Origin of the sequence: Idiomarina sp. OXR-189 (genome assembly GCF_034373425.1) — a bacterium.
Classification (GTDB): domain Bacteria; phylum Pseudomonadota; class Gammaproteobacteria; order Enterobacterales; family Alteromonadaceae; genus Idiomarina; species Idiomarina zobellii.
This window is the reverse complement of the sequence record NZ_CP139706.1, coordinates 2,015,784-2,033,031: the sequence shown is the minus strand read 5'-3', so window position 1 is coordinate 2,033,031 and position 17,248 is coordinate 2,015,784. Positions and strand designations below refer to the sequence as shown.

At 47.8% G+C, this 17,248-nt stretch carries 18 protein-coding genes and 1 pseudogene; 14 read left to right on the top strand and 5 right to left on the bottom strand.

Annotated features, from left to right (window positions below; translation table 11 throughout):
- Positions 1-6: 6 nt before the first annotated feature.
- The 4 genes from pgi to UM402_RS10030 all read left to right on the top strand — a co-directional run bounded on the left by pgi (position 7) and on the right by UM402_RS10030 (position 4,221).
- Entirely contained in the window at positions 7-1,479 is a 1,473-nt protein-coding gene (pgi, locus tag UM402_RS10045; RefSeq protein ID WP_058576265.1) for a glucose-6-phosphate isomerase, read from the top strand.
- A complete protein-coding gene (gene cysQ / locus UM402_RS10040; RefSeq protein ID WP_058576266.1) occupies positions 1,479-2,237 on the top strand; it encodes a 3'(2'),5'-bisphosphate nucleotidase CysQ in 759 nt (252 codons plus the stop codon). Before pgi ends, cysQ begins: the two co-directional genes overlap by 1 nt.
- 399 nt (positions 2,238-2,636) lie before the next feature.
- Positions 2,637-2,975 (top strand): helix-turn-helix transcriptional regulator, encoded by a 339-nt coding sequence (locus UM402_RS10035; protein WP_058576268.1) that lies wholly within the window; start codon positions 2,637-2,639, stop codon positions 2,973-2,975.
- The gene (locus UM402_RS10030) at positions 2,965-4,221 is read left to right on the top strand and encodes a type II toxin-antitoxin system HipA family toxin (RefSeq protein ID WP_058576269.1); all 1,257 of its coding nucleotides are present in this window, start codon (positions 2,965-2,967) and stop codon (positions 4,219-4,221) included. The genes UM402_RS10035 and UM402_RS10030 overlap by 11 nt, the downstream gene beginning before the upstream one ends.
- A gap of 82 nt (positions 4,222-4,303) precedes the next feature.
- On the opposite strand, the gene UM402_RS10025 is transcribed toward UM402_RS10030, so the two are convergent.
- On the bottom strand, positions 4,304-6,067 hold the full coding sequence (locus UM402_RS10025) for a DUF5666 domain-containing protein (RefSeq protein WP_058576270.1): 1,764 nt from the start codon (positions 6,065-6,067) through the stop codon (positions 4,304-4,306).
- Positions 6,068-6,378: 311 nt separating this feature from the next.
- Here UM402_RS10025 and brnA point away from each other — a divergent pair, with 311 nt between their 5' ends.
- The 3 genes from brnA (at position 6,379) to UM402_RS10010 (ending at position 7,322) form a co-directional block, all read left to right on the top strand.
- A complete protein-coding gene (brnA, locus tag UM402_RS10020; protein WP_058576271.1) occupies positions 6,379-6,612 on the top strand; it encodes a type II toxin-antitoxin system BrnA family antitoxin in 234 nt (77 codons plus the stop codon).
- Between the two features lie 9 nt (positions 6,613-6,621).
- Positions 6,622-6,975 (top strand): hypothetical protein, encoded by a 354-nt coding sequence (locus UM402_RS10015; protein WP_058576272.1) that lies wholly within the window; start codon positions 6,622-6,624, stop codon positions 6,973-6,975.
- Between the two features lie 140 nt (positions 6,976-7,115).
- Positions 7,116-7,322, top strand: a complete 207-nt coding sequence (locus tag UM402_RS10010) for a hypothetical protein (protein ID WP_058576273.1) — start codon at positions 7,116-7,118, stop codon at positions 7,320-7,322.
- Positions 7,323-7,424: 102 nt separating this feature from the next.
- Here UM402_RS10010 and UM402_RS10005 read toward each other — a convergent pair.
- The 3 genes and pseudogenes from UM402_RS10005 to UM402_RS09995 form a co-directional block, all read right to left on the bottom strand.
- Positions 7,425-8,199 (bottom strand): annotated as a pseudogene (locus UM402_RS10005) (ISL3 family transposase).
- A gap of 21 nt (positions 8,200-8,220) precedes the next feature.
- Positions 8,221-8,733, bottom strand: coding sequence for a signal peptidase II (lspA, locus tag UM402_RS10000; protein ID WP_322295302.1), 513 nt, complete (start codon positions 8,731-8,733; stop codon positions 8,221-8,223).
- 3 nt (positions 8,734-8,736) lie between these two features.
- Entirely contained in the window at positions 8,737-9,633 is an 897-nt protein-coding gene (locus UM402_RS09995) for a cation transporter (protein WP_006956200.1), read from the bottom strand.
- A 95-nt stretch (positions 9,634-9,728) separates the two neighbouring features.
- On the opposite strand from UM402_RS09995, the gene cadR reads away from it, so the two are divergent.
- The 7 genes from cadR to UM402_RS09960 all read left to right on the top strand — a co-directional run bounded on the left by cadR (position 9,729) and on the right by UM402_RS09960 (position 16,472).
- On the top strand, positions 9,729-10,136 hold the full coding sequence (gene cadR / locus UM402_RS09990; RefSeq protein WP_004364961.1) for a Cd(II)/Pb(II)-responsive transcriptional regulator: 408 nt from the start codon (positions 9,729-9,731) through the stop codon (positions 10,134-10,136).
- Positions 10,137-10,160: 24 nt separating this feature from the next.
- Positions 10,161-10,667: a nucleotidyl transferase AbiEii/AbiGii toxin family protein gene (locus tag UM402_RS09985; protein ID WP_366023455.1), complete on the top strand. Its 507-nt coding sequence runs from the start codon at positions 10,161-10,163 to the stop codon at positions 10,665-10,667.
- A 346-nt stretch (positions 10,668-11,013) separates the two neighbouring features.
- Complete coding sequence (gene guaB / locus UM402_RS09980) at positions 11,014-12,483, top strand: IMP dehydrogenase (RefSeq protein WP_058576719.1); 1,470 nt, start codon at positions 11,014-11,016, stop codon at positions 12,481-12,483.
- Between the two features lie 11 nt (positions 12,484-12,494).
- Positions 12,495-14,072: a glutamine-hydrolyzing GMP synthase gene (gene guaA, locus UM402_RS09975; RefSeq protein WP_058576718.1), complete on the top strand. Its 1,578-nt coding sequence runs from the start codon at positions 12,495-12,497 to the stop codon at positions 14,070-14,072.
- Between the two features lie 317 nt (positions 14,073-14,389).
- Positions 14,390-14,641 carry a helix-turn-helix transcriptional regulator gene (locus UM402_RS09970; RefSeq protein WP_058576717.1) on the top strand — a complete coding sequence of 84 codons (252 nt, stop codon included), beginning with the start codon at positions 14,390-14,392 and terminating at the stop codon, positions 14,639-14,641.
- Positions 14,642-14,646: 5 nt separating this feature from the next.
- Positions 14,647-15,858 carry a type II toxin-antitoxin system HipA family toxin gene (locus tag UM402_RS09965; RefSeq protein WP_058576716.1) on the top strand — a complete coding sequence of 404 codons (1,212 nt, stop codon included), beginning with the start codon at positions 14,647-14,649 and terminating at the stop codon, positions 15,856-15,858.
- Positions 15,859-15,947: 89 nt separating this feature from the next.
- Positions 15,948-16,472 (top strand): hypothetical protein, encoded by a 525-nt coding sequence (locus UM402_RS09960; protein ID WP_058576715.1) that lies wholly within the window; start codon positions 15,948-15,950, stop codon positions 16,470-16,472.
- Positions 16,473-16,491: 19 nt separating this feature from the next.
- On the opposite strand, the gene UM402_RS09955 is transcribed toward UM402_RS09960, so the two are convergent.
- On the bottom strand, positions 16,492-17,241 hold the full coding sequence (locus UM402_RS09955; protein WP_058576714.1) for a 3',5'-cyclic-nucleotide phosphodiesterase: 750 nt from the start codon (positions 17,239-17,241) through the stop codon (positions 16,492-16,494).
- Between the last annotated feature and the right edge of the window lie 7 nt (positions 17,242-17,248).

Sequence of the window (17,248 nt, the reverse complement as noted above, 5' to 3'; positions counted from 1 at the left end):
AGTTAAATGATAAAAAACGGACCTTATCTGGCACTGGATACCAGCTACCAGAAGCTGTCAGTAAATGAATTAACAGAGCAGGCAAGCAAACGCTTGCCTGAATCGTTTCATGAAGCTCGTGAGCAGCTTAGCCGTGGTGAGTATCTGAATGTCAGTGAAAACCGCCCGGTGACGCACACATTAAGCCGTTCTATTCATGCGGTGGCTAAGCAGACGAACCGTAAAACCCGCTTTGTTGAGGTGGTACAGAAGCTGCGTTCTGGCCGTTGGCTGGGGTCGACCGGCAAGCCTATTACCGACGTGGTCAATATTGGTGTAGGTGGCTCTGACTTGGGCCCGCAAATGGGCTCGTTTGCGTTAAAAGAGTTTGCTGATGATGCGGTTTTGCATGACCTGCAAGTGCATTTTGTTTCGTCGATGGATGGCGGACAGCTTTACGCGGTGTTACCTATTGTCGACCCGGAAACCACGTTATTTATTATTTCATCCAAGTCGTTTGGTACTATCGACACCTTTGCCAATGTCGATACCGTGCGCCGTTGGATAGAGCCTGCGTTGGGCCAGGAGCAGTGGCTGGGTAAGCACGTGATAGGCGTGTCGGCGAACGCCCAGGCGATGACCGACTATGGTATTCCGCCGTCGCAGCAATTCACTTTTGGCGAAGGGGTTGGTGGACGCTTTTCCCTATGGTCGGCTATTGGCTTGAGCATAGCGCTGACAACGGGTGTGCGGCCATTTGAGCGTATGCTGGAAGGCGCCAAAGCCATGGATGAGCATTTCTTTACGGCACCGGCAGAAGACAATTTACCCATATTACTGGCGCTTTACGGGGCATATAACCGAGAAGAGCTGGGCATTAATAACCTAGCGGTTTTGCCCTACGACGGTCGCTTGCGTATGTTACCGAACTATTTGCAGCAGCTGGACATGGAAAGTAATGGTAAACAGTCAACGGCAGACAATAAAGCGATTGATTACCCAACTGGCCCTATTATTTGGGGCGGTTTTGGACCGAATGGACAACATGCGTTTTTCCAGCACCTGCACCAAGGCTATGACGAGTTTACTGCGGACTTTGTTGCCGTGTTAAAACGCGCAGCGCCGGGTTTCGAACCCGCAGTTCAGGATGGCCTGGCGTCGCAGCAGCGTTTGGCCGTTGCTAATTGCTTAGCGCACAGACGCCTGATGTGGGAAGGCAGTAAGAACGTCGAGTCGCCGCGAGATAACTACCCCGGAGGACATCCATCGAACCTACTGATAATGGATGAGCTGACCCCCGAAAGCTTCGGTGCGTTGATAGCCGCTTATGAGCACAAGGTATTTACCCAGGGCGTTATTTGGGGATTAAACAGCTTCGACCAACCCGGCGTTGAGAAAGGCAAAAAGATAGCAAAAGATGTGCTTCGAGTACTCGACGGCGAAAGTGATGAGTCTTTTGATGAAAGTACCGATGCCGTTATAAAACGGATGGCGATGTAATGATTGGATTGCTTGATGACGTAAAACAAATTGCTCGCGACGCTGGTACCGCCATTATGGACGTGTACGAAAGTGATGACTTTAACGTGCAACAAAAGGGCGACGACAGCCCGCTGACAAAGGCCGATTTAGCAGCGCACAAGGTTATTTGTGAGGGATTACGTGAGTTGGATACGCAGTATCCGATTATTTCTGAAGAGTCTTCAGATATTAGTTGGGGGCAGCGTAAACACTGGACTCGCTATTGGTTGGTTGACCCGCTCGATGGCACTAAAGAGTTTATTAAACGCAATGGCGAATTCACAGTGAATATTGCGTTAATCGAAAAAGGCGTGCCGATTATGGGTGTGGTGTATGCGCCTGTATTGGATGCTATGTATACCGGCGAGCGTGATATGGGCGCCATGTTGAATGATAAGCCGATTAAAGTGGCTGCCAAAGCTCCGGCGACTTTGCGTGTGGTTGGCTCACGTTCACACCCGTCGAGGGAAACGACGGATTGGCTAGATTCCTTAGGCAAGCCATACGAAATGGTGCCTATGGGCAGCTCATTGAAAATATGTCTGGTGGCTGAAGGCGAAGCTGACATTTACCCGCGTTTAGGCTCTACCTGTGAGTGGGATACCGCGGCAGCCCATGCCGTCTTAAGCGCCGCGGGTGGCGACATCGCCACCATTAACGGCGACCCGCTGCTTTACAACCAAAAAGAAGATTATTTAAACCCGCATTTTATTGCCCGGCCACAAAGCCACATTTAAAAACTGAATAGCTAAAAGCCGCACCTGACAACGGTTGGGTGCGGCTTTTTTGTTGCTTTCCCAATTGTCTTTGTTAATTGGTGAGCTAAAGTTTTCAGAGACAAGCCGTGGCGGCGTATTTAGTTTTGCCTACGATAATGCTTTCCTAACGTCGGACTACCGCTTGCAGGTTGACCCTCAGCTCACGCTACACCGTGGGGAGTTTTACAATGATGCACCCGATAAAAATTTCAGGGTAACCTTCAAATAATCCCTACCACAATAGAAACTGCTAATAATGTTCTCTATATAAACCATAAAAAACCTTTATGGTTTATATATAAAACGATCCTTGATGATCTTCCAATTTGTGCTATATATAAGCCTTAAGCCACTTTTGTGATTCATATATGGAGCATTATGCCAAAGTCTGTTGTAAGAACTTATTCTAAATACACTCAAGAAGCTTTATCGTTACTTGCAGGGTTAATACGTGCTGCAAGGCTTGAGAATAAGATGAGTGCTCAAGAAGTGGCTGACCGAGCGGGCATTTCCCGGAGCATGCTGGTTCGCATAGAAAAAGCTGACCCCAAGTGCGAAATTGGTGCAACGTTTGAGGTGGCCAAAATTGTTGGTGTGAGCTTATTCGAGACAGAACCAAGTCGATTGGCGATGCAGCTTGAGCAGGTTAATGAAAAACTGTCTCTGCTGCCTAAAAGCGCCAGAAAAACCCAAAAGGTAGTCAAGGATGATTTCTAAGCGGGAATACCAGGAAGCGTACGTTTGGATTTGGTTGCCTGATGAAACCAAGCCGACTGTTGCTGGACGTTTGGAGCCCGACGGCGAGAAGTTATATTTCAACTATGGTAAGAGTTACCTTGAGCGCGTAAAAGATGCCATTCCAATTTACGAACCAGAATTACCGCTAAAACCTGGTGTTTTACCGTTGATGGAAGGCCTTAGTGTTCCAGGGTGTATAAGAGATAGTGCGCCGGATGCGTGGGGGCGTCGGGTTATTATAAACCGTCGATTAGGCCATAAAGGAGATAATATTGACACGGGGCAGCTTGATGAACTCACCTATTTGTTAGAGTCAGGCTCTGATCGCATAGGCGCTTTAGACTTTCAATTGTCAGCGACTGACTATGCGCCGCGAGTTTCTACGAATGTCACTATGGAAGAATTGGTTGAATCTGCTGAACGGGTTGAAAAAGGCATTCCGTTGACGCCTGAGTTAGACCAGGCATTATTTCACGGCAGCTCGATAGGTGGTGCTCGCCCCAAAGCCTTGATTGAAGAGCAGGGGAAGAAGTATATAGCGAAGTTTTCAGCGAGCAATGACATTTATAGTGTTGTAAAAGCTGAGTACGTTGCCATGCGACTAGCAAGCCTTGTGGGGCTAGATGTTGCTTCCGTTAAGATAGCTCGAGCTGCACATAAGGACGTATTGTTGGTTGAGCGCTTTGACCGGGTTGCTAAAGGGGGCAGATGGGCGCGTAAGTCGATTGTATCGGCTCTGACTTTATTTGAACTTGATGACATGATGGCGCGCTATGCAAGTTATGAGACTTTGGCGGAAATTATTCGGGCGCGCTTTACCGAACCCAAAAAGACTCTGCGCGAGCTGTTTTGTCGATTAACGTTTAACATTTTGTCCGGTAATACAGATGATCATGCCAGAAACCATGCAGCCTTTTGGGATGGCAAAACACTATCTTTAACTCCTGCTTACGATATTTGTCCTCAGGGGCGCACAGGGAACGAGGCTTCTCAGGCAATGATGATTTCCGGCAATAATAAACTGAGTCAACTAAAAACCTGTTTAGAAACTGCTCATAATTTCCTCTTGTCACAGGATGAAGCGAAAGAGATATTCGATCATCAAATTCAGACGATCACGGATAACTGGGAAGCAGTGTGTGATGAAGCGACGCTGAACGAGGTGGATAGACGGTTATTATGGAGCCGCCAATTTCTTAACCCATACTCAATGATACAGAAATAGGGATTCGAGTTGGGCTTGAGGTCTGGGCGTAACTTGGTACGGTGACGTATTAGCCACCGTACCAAGCTAGGTTTAAGGACGGTTACTCTTCGCCATCGTCGTCTTCGTTTTCAACTTCGGCTTCTTTGACGAGAATGTAGCTTTCTTCAACCCAGACACCTTCTATTTCAATGACAGTGCCCACGTCGAGGGCTTCGATAAATGTCACAACATCGACTTCTTCGTCATTTAATTCAAGTTCGGCGTCTTCAGCAAAACGAAGCTCTTTTCCGTTGACAAAAACCGCATCACCTTCTATTGACTCTACTGCGCCTTTAAATTCGGCTTTGCCTGTGTTGTCAGGGCGGCCATTGTCATCGTCATCGCCTTCACCACTCACATTCTCTACCTCAACCTCAGTGGCCAGTAGCGAACCGTCAACGTAGTTACCTTCCACCTCAACGATAACGGCATTCAGGCTTTCAACGAGGGCGATGAAGTCTTCAAGTGAAATAGTGCCGTCGTCGTCTTCGAACTCGGTGTTTTCGTCAAAGGTTACGTTTGCGTTTGCGATTGTCATGCCTTCAGTACTGACAGCAGAGACTCGTCCTTTCACTTCGCCGTCGCGCTCATCTTCCTCAATACGTTTCACTTTAAGCGCAATAGCATTACCTTCGTCGTCCTGACGTGAAACTACTTTCAGCCAATCATTGACTTCAATGTTGTCAAAGGTGAAGCGGCGTTCATCCAGATCTGACTCATCTTCATATTGAGTTTCTGATGTAACGGTGAAAGTCGTGTCGTTGAGCACAAAAGTCATAGCTTCTGCGTCAATGTCGGTCACTTGCCCTTCGACTTTGCTGCGCGCATCACGAGCTTTGAACTCGACTTCTTCCGCAACCAGTTGATCTCCGTCTAATACGGCTTCCACTTTAACAATAATACCGTTAGCTAGCGTGTCGGCGGTGCCGTCTTCAAATTCTGTGCTGTCGCTGACAACAAAGTCATATTGGTTCACGGAGAAAGTACCGGCTTCTTCGTCATAGTTTTTAACGATACCGGCAATAGTGACTTCGTCAGTGTCTTCGTCTAAATCTAAGTCTTCTTTATTCTCGATAGTCGCGACGGTTAACGTATTACTGTCACTGTTATAGCTTTCACCTTCGCCTTCGACTTTCACAAACAGCCCATCTGCGAGGTCTTCAACACTCATATCCTCAAACTGTGCGGTCGAGTAGTTAATGGTTAGATCGCCCAGAGTAAACGTTGTAGCGTCCGTATCTAAATTAGCAACATTACCTTTGAGCTTAATGTCTGTTTCTTCGTCTTCAAGCTCTACTAAGGTTGCGTAGAAGTCGCCGTTTTCATTGATATAACCGCTAATTTCGACCAGATTACCGATGGTTAATGTCTGAATGTCGGCGCCCTCAAACTCTGTTAAGTCATCATAAATAACGGTTTGACCCAGCACTTCAATTTGCTCTGCTTCTCGGTCAATAAACGCAACAGGCCCCTGCAAACTCTCTTCATAGGTAATTTGTTCTGCTTCCGGGTCTTCGCCATTGTTGGAGGCAGAAGCAGCAACGGTTACCACCATACCTACTCTCAGTTGCGCTTCGTCTGCAGCTGGTGAGTTACCAACGGCAATAGCTGCATTGTCAGAGCCATAACGCTGGCCGTTTACGTACACACTACCAAACCCCGTAATGACCCCTTTAGTGACAACGGTTGTCGTGCTGCCTGTGTTGTCACCGCCGGTATTATCGCCGCCAGTGTTGTTGTCTGGTGTGGATGAGTCGCTTGATCCACCACAAGCCGACAAAGCACCGGCAATGGCTAATACTAAAAGAGAGTGCTTAAAACGCATGCGTGTTACCTCAGTTTTACTTTTGGTTAGGTTTTACCCAATGTAGCGGACTTGTGCTAGGGGTGTCATTGATAAATTTGAGTAACTGCTACGTTACGCAAATGTTAGAAAATGTTTCAAGGTCTTTGAGTTAGTTTGTTTTAAATGCTGTACTTTTAATATCACACAAAGTCAGTAGCAACTCTCCTAAATACCTTAAGATATAAAAGTAATACCATATTTATTTATTTTTTATGCGTATATGGTATATATTTAATGTTGAAGTTTGAATTTGATAGCGGCAAAAGCTTGTCGGCGTGAGGTGAAGCTTTATGAAAGCGAGTGAATTTGACAAAAAGTTTGATTCAGATGAAGACGTTATGGATGAGCTTGAGCTGGAAAAGGCGAAAAGACCCATGCGCAAACAAAAGCGAGTAAATGTGGATTTTCCTGAATGGATGCTAGCCTCTTTAGATGAAGAGGCTGCCCGCATTGGTGTAACGAGACAATCTATTATTAAAGTTTGGTTAGCAGAGCGGCTTGAACAAATTCAACGGAATGTCTAGGTGAGAGATATGAAATTACTAGTAGCTTTTATAACAACCATGTTTTTGGCCGGTTGCAGTAGTGCACAGTCAGCGCAGGATGAACCTGTTACTATGGCGGATATAAAGAGCTTAATTGGCACACCGGCAGCGCAGAGTATTGAGAGTTGTAAAGTGTTACCGGTGGGCAAAAAGGCTTGCGGCGGCCCGGAAGGTTATGTGGTTTACAGCAGTGAAACCGTGACTGATGAGCGGGCGCTGATGAACGCCATACACCAGTACAATGAGAAGGCGAAAGAAGACGCCAAAACGGGCTATTCTACCTGCCAGTTCATACCTGAACCTGAACCGCAGCTAAAAGGCGGTGTTTGCTGGATACCATAGTGTAGCAATACCTTGCATCGCTTATGATACTTATTCGAATGGAAAACGCCTGAGATTGCGAGACCTAGGGTGATAGTGGACAAATACTAACCGCTTAATTAGATTGATAGTATAAACATTTAATGGTGAGCGGAGGCATAATGCACAAGATTAATCGTATTGATTATCCAGAGCTTGATAAGCTTCTGTGGGATACCACTGCGCAATACTTGACGCCAAAAGAGGCGTTGGATATTTATGAAACTCGATGGCGCTTTGTCGAAGAAAAGCAAATGCTTGAGCATGAGCGGCAATTGATTGATAAATTAGCAAAGGATGCCGGAGGCTTTCTTCCAAGTGCAGCGTAAAAGTCGATGAAAACTTATCAACGTAAACACCATCAATTAATTCAGGGTATACGGATTTAATGGTTGATGGGGCACCTTCACCCCATCAATCTGATACCACCCTCAGATGGTTGATAGATCGACTCCGTAGTTGAGTTCCTCTGCGAAGTCCGGCAGTCCGTAACCGATGGTTTTCTTGTAGAAAGGAGAGACCTTCGCAGTCGGTGCCTTCTTCTTGTGCTTCGTGGTGTAGAGCATTCGTGCCCGCATCACCTCGAAGGAGTAACCGCGCCCTTCACGGTTCTTGTCCTTGGCCAGTCGGTTGATGGACTCCGTGTAAGCGTTGGTGACGGGCATGTCCGTCTCGAAGTAGGTCATGATCTCTTCGCGCCAGTTGCCTACAGCCCTGACCAGATCGCTCCAGACTTCCTTTTGGCCCTTCGGGATGGTGGCTATCCACTCGTCCAGGGCGGCTTCTGCCTGGGGCCGTGTGGTAGCGTCCCAGATGCCGTAGAAACGTTCCTTATGCTCGTAGGCGGCCAGCAGTTGTGGGAATGCGCCGGTCCAGGTCTCCATGATGAGGCGTTCCCGGTTTGAGACTTCGTGAGCGCGTTTCAGCAGGATTTTCCGGTCACCCTTGAGAGTCCGGCTCTGGGACGGTTTCAGCTCCTTTCTGAGGCCCTTGCGCACCTTCTCCAGGGCATCGTTGGCCATGCGCACCACATGGAACTTATCGACCACGATACGGGCCTGGGGCAGCACAGCCTTGACCGCCGCATTCCTCGCAGGCGATGGGATCGGGCACGTCCACCTGGAAGTGCATTTCGTCGTCGGTTGATTTGCAGCCCAGTACTTGGTATTGCGGCAGGTGAAGGATGTTGTCGGGAAGTTCGGTCATGGTGTTGTATAGGCGTAGGTGTCAGTCAGATCCATCCGGCTCGGCATTGGTGTTTGTTTTTTTACCCAAAAAGCTGCCGGAAACGAAAAGTAAGGCACCGAGGACAATTGCAATATCAGCCAGGTTGAAGGCCGGCCAATGCCAGTCTCGCCAATAGAAATCAAAGGAATCCACAACATAGCCACGAAAGACCCGGTCAATCAGGTTGCCCATGGCGCCACCGAGGATAAGACTGTAAGCGATGGCTTCTCCTTTATGACGATTTTCAAGGATCAGCTTGATCAGAAAAATCGAGACCGCCACCGCGATCCCGATAAAAAAGTAGCGCTGCCAGCCTCCACCATTCGCAAAAAGACTGAATGCGGCACCGGTGTTCCTTAGGTGCACCCAGTTAAAGAACGGGGTCACCGAAACAGACTCGCCATAGGCCATTGATTGCTGCACCAGCCACTTTACAGCTTGATCAGACGTTGCCAGCAGGCCCGATATGGACAACAGGGCGTACGGCGAGAGCTTTTTGCCAATAATGAGCATTATTTAACCCTTGAGCGCCAGAATGCGCCTGGCACCGTTAAGCACGACGAGCCCCGCGATGGTGCCGATAATTAGATCCGGATAATTGGAACCGGTCCACACGACCAGGGCGCCGGCGGTGATGACCCCCAGGTTGATCACCACGTCGTTGGCCGAGAATATCCAGCTTGCCTTCATGTGCGCCCCGCCTTCCCGATGTTTGGATATGAGCAGCAGACAACTGGTATTGGCAATCAATGCGACGAATGCGATAGCCATCATCACCAGCGATTCAGGCTCACTACCGAATACAAAGCGTCTCACCACCTCTATGAGTACGCCCACAGCCAAGATCAGTTGCAGTACACCAGCAACATGCGCGGCACGTAGCTGCATTCTCACGCTATGTCCAACCGCATAAAGTGCGAGCCCGTACACGGCCGCATCGGCGAAATTGTCCAGGGACTCTCCAATCAGGCCGGTGGACTGGGCGATCAGGCCGGCTGTCATTTCCACTACGAAAAGGAGCGCATTGATGCCGAGCAACCAGCGCAGAGTCCCGGATTCTTGCGTGGCAGAGGCTGCCGAGAACTCGGCCGCCTTGATGGTCTCCGGATCGGCAGCGACACTTTCCTGAAGCGAGGCGCCTAGCTCCAAGGTCTTCAGCTTCGCGGTGACGGGCTCGACCTCACCGTCATGCACGACCTTCAACCGGCGGTTCGACAAGTCGAAGGACAGTGCCCGAATCCCCTCAACGCCGTTCAGGGCTAGGCGAATCATTCGTTCTTCTGATGGACAGTCCATCTTCGGCACGGCATAAACACTGACCCATCTCCCTGGCGCCTCGGAGGAGGCCTGTATATCGGTATCCGCTGCGGACGTTGCATCACCGCCACAGGCGCCACCACAGGATTTGCTCATGATACGACTCCACTTGAACAATGTTGTGGTACCATTTTAAACTATAAAGCTACTATAAGGTCAATAGAGTAAAGAATCCGTTGGGGAGGAGGCTGATGCGCATTGGTCAGTTGGCGCAGTTGGTAGGGGTCGAAACACAGACGATCCGCTTCTATGAACAGCAGGGCTTGTTGCCGCCGCCTGATCGGCAGGACAACGGTTACCGTGTCTATACCGAGAAGCATGGTGAGGGGCTGGCCTTCATCCGTCGCTGCAGAATCCTGGGCCTGTCACTGGCTGAGATTCACGAACTACAGAGCTATCAGGACGACCCTCATCAGCCTTGTACCGCCGTCAACGCCTTGCTCGATGATCACATCTCTCATGTGCGGTCGCAGATAACCGCTCTGCAAGCGCTTGAGAAACAACTCGTTTCACTGAGAGCGAGTTGCAACGATGACCGGGAAGTTGAGGCGTGTGGGGTTCTTGCTGGAATTAGCGAAGGAAACATGCACCAGCAGTAGGTGAAGCATCAACCAGATAATCCGATGAGATGCCGGTCTGTCTCACTCTCATGCAAAGGTAAGATCAACCATTTAATCCGCTTACCCTTAATTCAACGTTGTCTGAATAACTTTAATAGCCATTATTTAGCTGAGCACTCAATCCTTTTCGGTGGCGGAACCCGTATAGCTTTGGAACTTGATGAGTACCGTGAGTCTGTTGACATTGATTTTCTTTGTAGAGATAAAAAGTCATTTCGGGCGGTACGAGAACAGGTAACAAATAGAACGTTAGGTGAACTGGTAAAAGAAGACTTTATTTACTCTCGCGATATTATGTTTGATAGGTATGGAGTGCGTACTTTTCTAGATATTGAAGGTGTGAGAATTAAGCTTGGGTTCGTCGCTTTTGACAATTACGCGCTAGAAAAGGGAAGTGGAGCGGATTTATTTAATGTGCCTTTTATTGACCGTACCTCGTGTTTTATCACCAAGCTTCTGGCAAATGCAGATCGGTGGATGCAGAAACCTTATAAAGACATTTTGATTTGATTGCAATGTCTGAAAACTGGGGAGATATACCTGCCGAGGCGTACGCGGAAGCTCATACTCATTACGGCGTTTATGCTGTAAATAACAGTTTAAAACGAGCACTCCAGCACCTCCGGAATAATCACATTGCCTATAGAGAAGAAGCAGAAGCTATGGGAGTACAAAGAGAATATTTTGATAATGTTGTACTTCCTGGCTCGGAACGATTACTGTCAACGCTTCTAATGTAAAACAAGGGAGTTAATGGTAGGTACTGCGAAGCCGGCCCCATTAATTTTACTTGCTCCCGGTGGTAAAAACGGGTAAAATCCACCCGCAACATGAATCCAGTCACGGAGTGTTGCACATGCTGCGAATTGCCCAAGAAGCCTTGACCTTTGACGACGTTCTGCTCGTTCCTGGTCATTCCGAAGTTCTCCCCCATACCGCTGATTTACGCACGCAATTAACGCGTGGAATTTCAATGAATATTCCGATGGTTTCGGCCGCCATGGATACGGTTACCGAATCAGCATTGGCAATTGCGCTGGCGCAAGAAGGTGGTATTGGTTTTATCCACAAAAACATGACGCCAGAGCAGCAGGCTGCACACGTCCGTAAAGTCAAAAAATACGAAAGTGGCATGGTTACAGACCCTGTTACTGTCCAACCGACAACAACCATTGGTGAAATTAAACAACTGACTGCCGAGCACGGCTTTCAGGGCTTTCCTGTGGTTGAGAAAAACGGTGATTTAGTCGGTATTGTGACCGGTCGCGACACCCGTTTTGAAGACGATGATGCGAAAGAGATTCGCCATGTCATGACGGGCAAAGATCGCTTGGTGAGTGTGCATGAAACGGCACAAAGTGATGAAATACTGCAGCTTATGCACAAACACCGTATTGAAAAGATTTTAGTTGTGGATGACGCTTTCAAATTGAAGGGCATGATAACCCTGAAAGACTTTGAAAAAGCGGAAAACAAACCGAACGCCTGTAAAGATGAAAAAGGCTCTTTGCGTGTTGGTGCTGCGGTTGGCGTGGGTGCTGGTACGGAAGAGCGGATTAAGCTGCTGGTTGAAGCGGGCGTTGATGTACTGCTCATCGATACTTCGCACGGTCATTCACAAGGTGTGTTAGACCGCGTTAAACAAACGCGTAAAGACTACCCCGATTTACAAATTATTGCCGGCAACGTCGCCACCGCGGCGGGCGCTAAAGCACTAGTTGAAGCTGGCGTCGATGCCGTGAAAGTCGGTATTGGTCCGGGCTCTATTTGTACAACCCGTATTGTTACGGGTTGTGGTGTGCCACAAATCAGTGCCATTAGCGACGCGGTTGATGCATTGAAAGGCTCTGGTGTTCCTATTATTGCCGATGGCGGCATTCGTTTCTCAGGTGACATTGCTAAAGCTCTGGCAGCCGGCGCGCACTGCGTTATGGTTGGCAGCATGCTCGCGGGTACCGAAGAGTCACCGGGTGAAGTCGAGCTTTACCAGGGACGCTACTATAAATCGTACCGTGGTATGGGCAGCTTAGGCGCCATGAACCAAAGCAATGGCTCGTCTGACCGCTACTTCCAGAAAAGTAATGAAGCCGACAAGTTGGTACCGGAAGGTATTGAAGGGCGCATTGCGTACAAAGGGCCAATTTCTGCGATTATCCATCAGCAAATGGGCGGTCTGCGCTCGGCAATGGGTTTAACCGGTTGCCCGACTATCGAAGACATGCGCACCAAGCCGCAGTTTGTAAAAGTGACGGCTGCCGGCATGGGCGAATCACACGTACACGATGTGCATATTACGAAAGAAGCACCGAACTACCGCAGCTCTTAACAGGATGACGAATGACTAGAGATATCCATGATCACCGAATATTGATTTTAGATTTTGGCTCGCAGTACACGCAGCTGATAGCCCGCCGTATTCGTGAAATAGGCGTTTACTGTGAGCTGTGGGCGTGGGACGTTGACGAAGCCGATATTCGTGATTTTAATCCGAAGGGCATTATTCTTTCTGGTGGTCCGGAAAGCGTCGCTGAAGAAGGCTCACCGCGTGCGCCAGACTATGTATTCGAAGCAGGCGTGCCTGTTTTTGGTATTTGCTACGGCATGCAGACGATGGCGCATCAATTAGGCGGCTCAGTGCAGTGCTCCTTAGAGCGTGAGTTCGGTTACGCGCAAATTGAACTGGTGGAAAAAAGTCCACTGTTTGAAGCCATTGAAGATGCCGTCTCTGAGTCAGGTGCGCCTTTACTGGACGTTTGGATGAGTCATGGTGACAAGGTTGAAGCTATTCCTGAAGGCTTCCACACCGTCGCAAAAACGTCTTACTGCCCTTATGCAGCAATGGCAGACGAAGAGCGTCAATTTTATGGTGTTCAGTTTCACCCGGAAGTGACTCATACGCGTCAGGGCGAGCGTATGTTGGAGCACTTTGTCAGCGGTATTTGTGGCTGCGAAAAGCAATGGACTCCAGCGAAAATTATTGACGATGCGATAGAGCGTATTCGTGAACAAGTCGGTACTGATAAAGTCATTCTTGGCTTGTCCGGCGGTGTTGATTCGTCGGTTACGGCAATGTTGCTGCACCGTGCCATTGGCGACCAACTGACCTGTATTTTCGTAGATAACGGTTTGCTGCGCTTAAATGAAGCAGAGCAAGTGATGGAGATGTTTGGCGACCATTATGGCCTGAACATTCTGCCTATTGCCGCTGAAGATCGCTTTTTGGATGCGTTGGCGGGTGAAAACGATCCGGAGAAGAAGCGTAAAATTATCGGTAATACCTTCATTGAAATTTTTGATGAAGAAGCCGGTAAGCTAACCGAAGTGGATTGGTTAGCGCAGGGAACTATTTACCCTGATGTCATTGAGTCTGCGGGCTCGAAAACCGGTAAGGCGCACGTGATTAAGTCACACCATAATGTGGGCGGCCTGCCTGACGACATGCGCTTGAAGCTGGTTGAGCCATTGCGTGAATTGTTTAAAGACGAGGTGCGCAAAATAGGTCTGGAACTTGGCCTGCCATACAACATGCTGTATCGCCATCCGTTCCCTGGACCAGGCTTAGGCGTTCGTGTATTGGGCGAAATTAAGAAAGAGTACTGTGACCTGCTGCGTCGTGCTGACGCTATCTTCATTGAAGAGCTGCACAACGCAGACTGGTATCACAAAGTCAGCCAGGCATTTGCGGTATTCCTGCCGGTGCGTTCAGTTGGCGTCATGGGCGACCAGCGTAAGTACGACTGGGTTATTGCCATTCGTGCCGTTGAGACCATCGACTTCATGACGGCACGTTGGGCACACCTGCCTTACGAGTTATTGGAGAAAGTCTCTAACCGCATTATTAATGAAGTTAACGGCATCTCCCGTGTGACTTACGACATCTCTGGTAAGCCTCCTGCAACGATAGAGTGGGAATAGCTATTGACTGGCTGTCGCAGGGAACCTTCCGAAAGACGCCCGCAAGTACATCCCTGTAGGGCTTGAGCAGCGCCATCCATGGCGCTGCACACTTTCTCCAGATTTTCCTGCGACAGCGTTACGTCAATAGCTGATACCTTCGACACTCTGGCATAACGTGCCTTAACACTCGTAACGCTTGCTAGCGCCTCAACTGCCTTTTGAGCTCTCCCCCGACAGTTCTTCATTACTAGCGAATAAGTTATTTTGACAGTTATTCTTGTCATTTCTGTGCTTTTTACTATTATGACAAATATATTTGTCAAAAACTATTTGTTATGACTCCACGAAAAGAAATTGGTAAGCAGCTTCAGCAAGAGCGTAAGGCTCAAAAAATGTCACAAACGGAAGCTGCGGAGAAGATTAAAAGTAATCGTCAAACTATTTCAGCAATTGAGAGAGGTGTTTACCTGGGCTCGATTGCGACGTTTGAAAGGTACCTAATGCTCTTTGGCTATTCGCTGGCCATTACGAAAACAAAAATGCCGACGTTTGAAGAGCTTGATGACTTATTCCCGATGGAGGACTGAATAAAATGGCTGATGAATTAGCTCAGTATCCATCGCGTATAAGAGAACTCGAGATATACCTGAACGACCAACTGGCGGGGCGGCTGGTTCATGGTGCTCAGTATAGCTTTAGCTACGAAAAAAACGCCTGTCCGGTGTCTCTTTCTATGCCCAACCGGCTGGATCCGTATTCGTCAGGAAAGTTACCACCAATTTTTACGATGAACTTGCCGGAAGGTTTTGTGCGTCGATATATTGAGGAGCGATTAAGGCGCTATGCGACTGTAAACGACATGTATCTGTTAGCGCTGCAGGGGGATAACGGAATTGGCGCTATTAATTATCGGAATAATGAGTTGCCGCAAAGACCTCTGGAGAAAACGTCTCTGCAAGATATTTTGTCTTGGGATAATTCAAAAGAGTTGTTATTTCCGCAGCTTCTTGAGCGTTACTATTTGCAAACAGCGATATCTGGAGTTCAACCAAAAGTTGTTGTTCCCTCAGAAAAAGCGACGTTAGTTTATCCGGATTTGATCATTAAAACCTCCGATGAAGAATTTCCTAAACTCACCGCCAATGAGTTTATCTGTATGTCTGCGGCTAAGTTTTGTGACTTAGAGACACCTGACTTTTGGTTGTCTGATGATAGGCAGAACTTTGTCATGAGACGCTTCGATATTAATGGTGATAAAAAATACGCAGTTGAGGATTTTTGTGTACTCACCAAAAGAGACTCGACTGACAAATATCGCTCAAGTTATGAGCAAGTTATGAAAGTGGTTAAATTATTTACGCAGAGCACAAAGCAGCTTAATAAGTTGTATCAGTACATTGTTTTTAATGTTCTGATTGGTAATGGGGATGCTCACCTTAAAAACTTTTCCATTTTTTACGATGTTGCGAATAACAACGATATTCGACTGACGCCTATTTACGATGTGACGCATACAATTATTTATCCGACCATAGATAACGATATGGCGCTTAAGTTGTATGGAAGCAAAGCCTTTCCATCGGCTTATTATTTAAGAAAGTTGGGTGAGGATTTTGGTATAGCGAAACCCCTTGAGCAAATAGAAGTGATGGCGGATAAGTTATCTGACTTTATTAATGATTTTTCGGACTGGGCTATTTTCCCTGAGCTAAAAGAGTCACTGGAGCAACATCTATCTCGTGTAATGGTATCCCAGCCAACCATTAAAGGCTTCCGGCATCATAAAAGACGAAAATATACCTAACTTAGTTTTACCGAACTTTTACAGTGAGTGATCTGTTGAAATGCCTTTTAGGTGCGATAATAGAATTATTGTAACCAAGGAGGTAAGTCATGAAAAAGTTCGTATTATCAACAGCACTAATTGCAAGTGGTTCGCTTTTTTTCTCAGCGGCGAGCAATGCTGATAGCGTTAATTACATTAGCGGTGGTTTTAACGACTTTTACAACTCAGACTTTTATGTAGAAGGCTCAACGAGTATTGCCGACAACTGGGTTGGCGAAGTGCAATTTACCGACATGGGTGACTACTCACTTCGCGCTGGTGCTAAATATTTCCTGGATATGGGGGCTGATCGCCAGTTCGATACGTTCTTAAAAGGTGGTGTCAGCCATTACGATTTTGGCAACTACGACGACACCAGCGCGTATGCCGGCATCGGCGCTATGACCAAGTTAAGTCAGCAGACTACCGCAATTGTTGATGCGGGTTACGACTGGGGTTTAGACGGCTTTGCATCGGTTGGTGCGCGCTTACGTTACGCCTTTACCGATCGCTTCTCAGCTGACGCCGGTTTCCGTGGTAACTTCAACAGCATCGACAATGAAGTGCACTTAGGTGTTACTTACAGCTTCTAAGCGATTATTCTACCTTGAATTAAAGCACCACCGTATTCTTATGCGGTGGTGTTTTTGTTAGCAACTCTCGCAGTTGAGCTTCGTAGCTGGGTTTTAGGTGAGTAATCCAGAGTGTTTCGGGCTGCTGCTTCAAACTGACCAAGGCTTTTTGCAATAAACTGGGTGTCATGTGCTTGGTTTTCTGTGCGACGTCCAGAAGTTCATCTGGAAAGGCGCATTCCAACATTAAGGTATCAATGTCACCTAACTCGTTTAATTGCTGAGTTAACACGCTGCCTGCAATGGTATCGGCGCAGAAGACAAAATGCTGCTCGTTACTTTTCACGCTGTAACCGACCGTCGGAACACTGTGATCCACCTCGAATGCGCGGACGCTCATGTTATCTATTTCGATACAATGACCGGGTTGAATTTCTTCAAACTGCAAAATAGCGTTGGGTCCTTCCGTCATGCTGCTGAGCTCTGGCCAAATGTCGCCATTAAAAATGTTGTCACGCAGTTTGGCCAGGGTGTGCGGTAAGGCGTAAACCGTAACGGGTAAGTGCTCACTATCGTACTGGTTGCTTAAAAATGTGGGGAGTGCAGCAATATGATCCATATGTGAATGTGTCAAAAAGACATGACGAACCTGCCGCATTTGTGCAAGGCTCAATCGATTTAAACCGGTTCCGGCATCAATAACGATATCGGAACGCAGCTGAACGCAGGTGGAACCATTTTTATTGTCGCCGCTCAACCCACCACTGCAACCTAACACTTGAATATTCACAAATGAC

Bases quoted from the DNA above. Each gene is read 5' to 3' on its own strand.
- UM402_RS09960 (WP_058576715.1), top strand. From the start codon at position 15,948: ATGAAAAAGTTCGTATTATCAACAGCACTAATTGCAAGTGGTTCGCTT.
- brnA (WP_058576271.1), top strand. From the start codon at position 6,379: ATGAAAGCGAGTGAATTTGACAAAAAGTTTGATTCAGATGAAGACGTT.
- UM402_RS09965 (WP_058576716.1), top strand. From the start codon at position 14,647: ATGGCTGATGAATTAGCTCAGTATCCATCGCGTATAAGAGAACTCGAG.
- guaA (WP_058576718.1), top strand. From the start codon at position 12,495: ATGACTAGAGATATCCATGATCACCGAATATTGATTTTAGATTTTGGC.
- UM402_RS09985 (WP_366023455.1), top strand. From the start codon at position 10,161: ATGAGATGCCGGTCTGTCTCACTCTCATGCAAAGGTAAGATCAACCAT.
- cadR (WP_004364961.1), top strand. From the start codon at position 9,729: ATGCGCATTGGTCAGTTGGCGCAGTTGGTAGGGGTCGAAACACAGACG.
- UM402_RS10025 (WP_058576270.1), bottom strand. From the start codon at position 6,067: ATGCGTTTTAAGCACTCTCTTTTAGTATTAGCCATTGCCGGTGCTTTG.
- UM402_RS09995 (WP_006956200.1), bottom strand. From the start codon at position 9,633: ATGAGCAAATCCTGTGGTGGCGCCTGTGGCGGTGATGCAACGTCCGCA.
- lspA (WP_322295302.1), bottom strand. From the start codon at position 8,733: ATGCTCATTATTGGCAAAAAGCTCTCGCCGTACGCCCTGTTGTCCATA.
- UM402_RS10035 (WP_058576268.1), top strand. From the start codon at position 2,637: ATGCCAAAGTCTGTTGTAAGAACTTATTCTAAATACACTCAAGAAGCT.
- UM402_RS10030 (WP_058576269.1), top strand. From the start codon at position 2,965: ATGATTTCTAAGCGGGAATACCAGGAAGCGTACGTTTGGATTTGGTTG.
- guaB (WP_058576719.1), top strand. From the start codon at position 11,014: ATGCTGCGAATTGCCCAAGAAGCCTTGACCTTTGACGACGTTCTGCTC.
- UM402_RS10010 (WP_058576273.1), top strand. From the start codon at position 7,116: ATGCACAAGATTAATCGTATTGATTATCCAGAGCTTGATAAGCTTCTG.
- UM402_RS09970 (WP_058576717.1), top strand. From the start codon at position 14,390: ATGACTCCACGAAAAGAAATTGGTAAGCAGCTTCAGCAAGAGCGTAAG.
- UM402_RS10015 (WP_058576272.1), top strand. From the start codon at position 6,622: ATGAAATTACTAGTAGCTTTTATAACAACCATGTTTTTGGCCGGTTGC.
- cysQ (WP_058576266.1), top strand. From the start codon at position 1,479: ATGATTGGATTGCTTGATGACGTAAAACAAATTGCTCGCGACGCTGGT.
- pgi (WP_058576265.1), top strand. From the start codon at position 7: ATGATAAAAAACGGACCTTATCTGGCACTGGATACCAGCTACCAGAAG.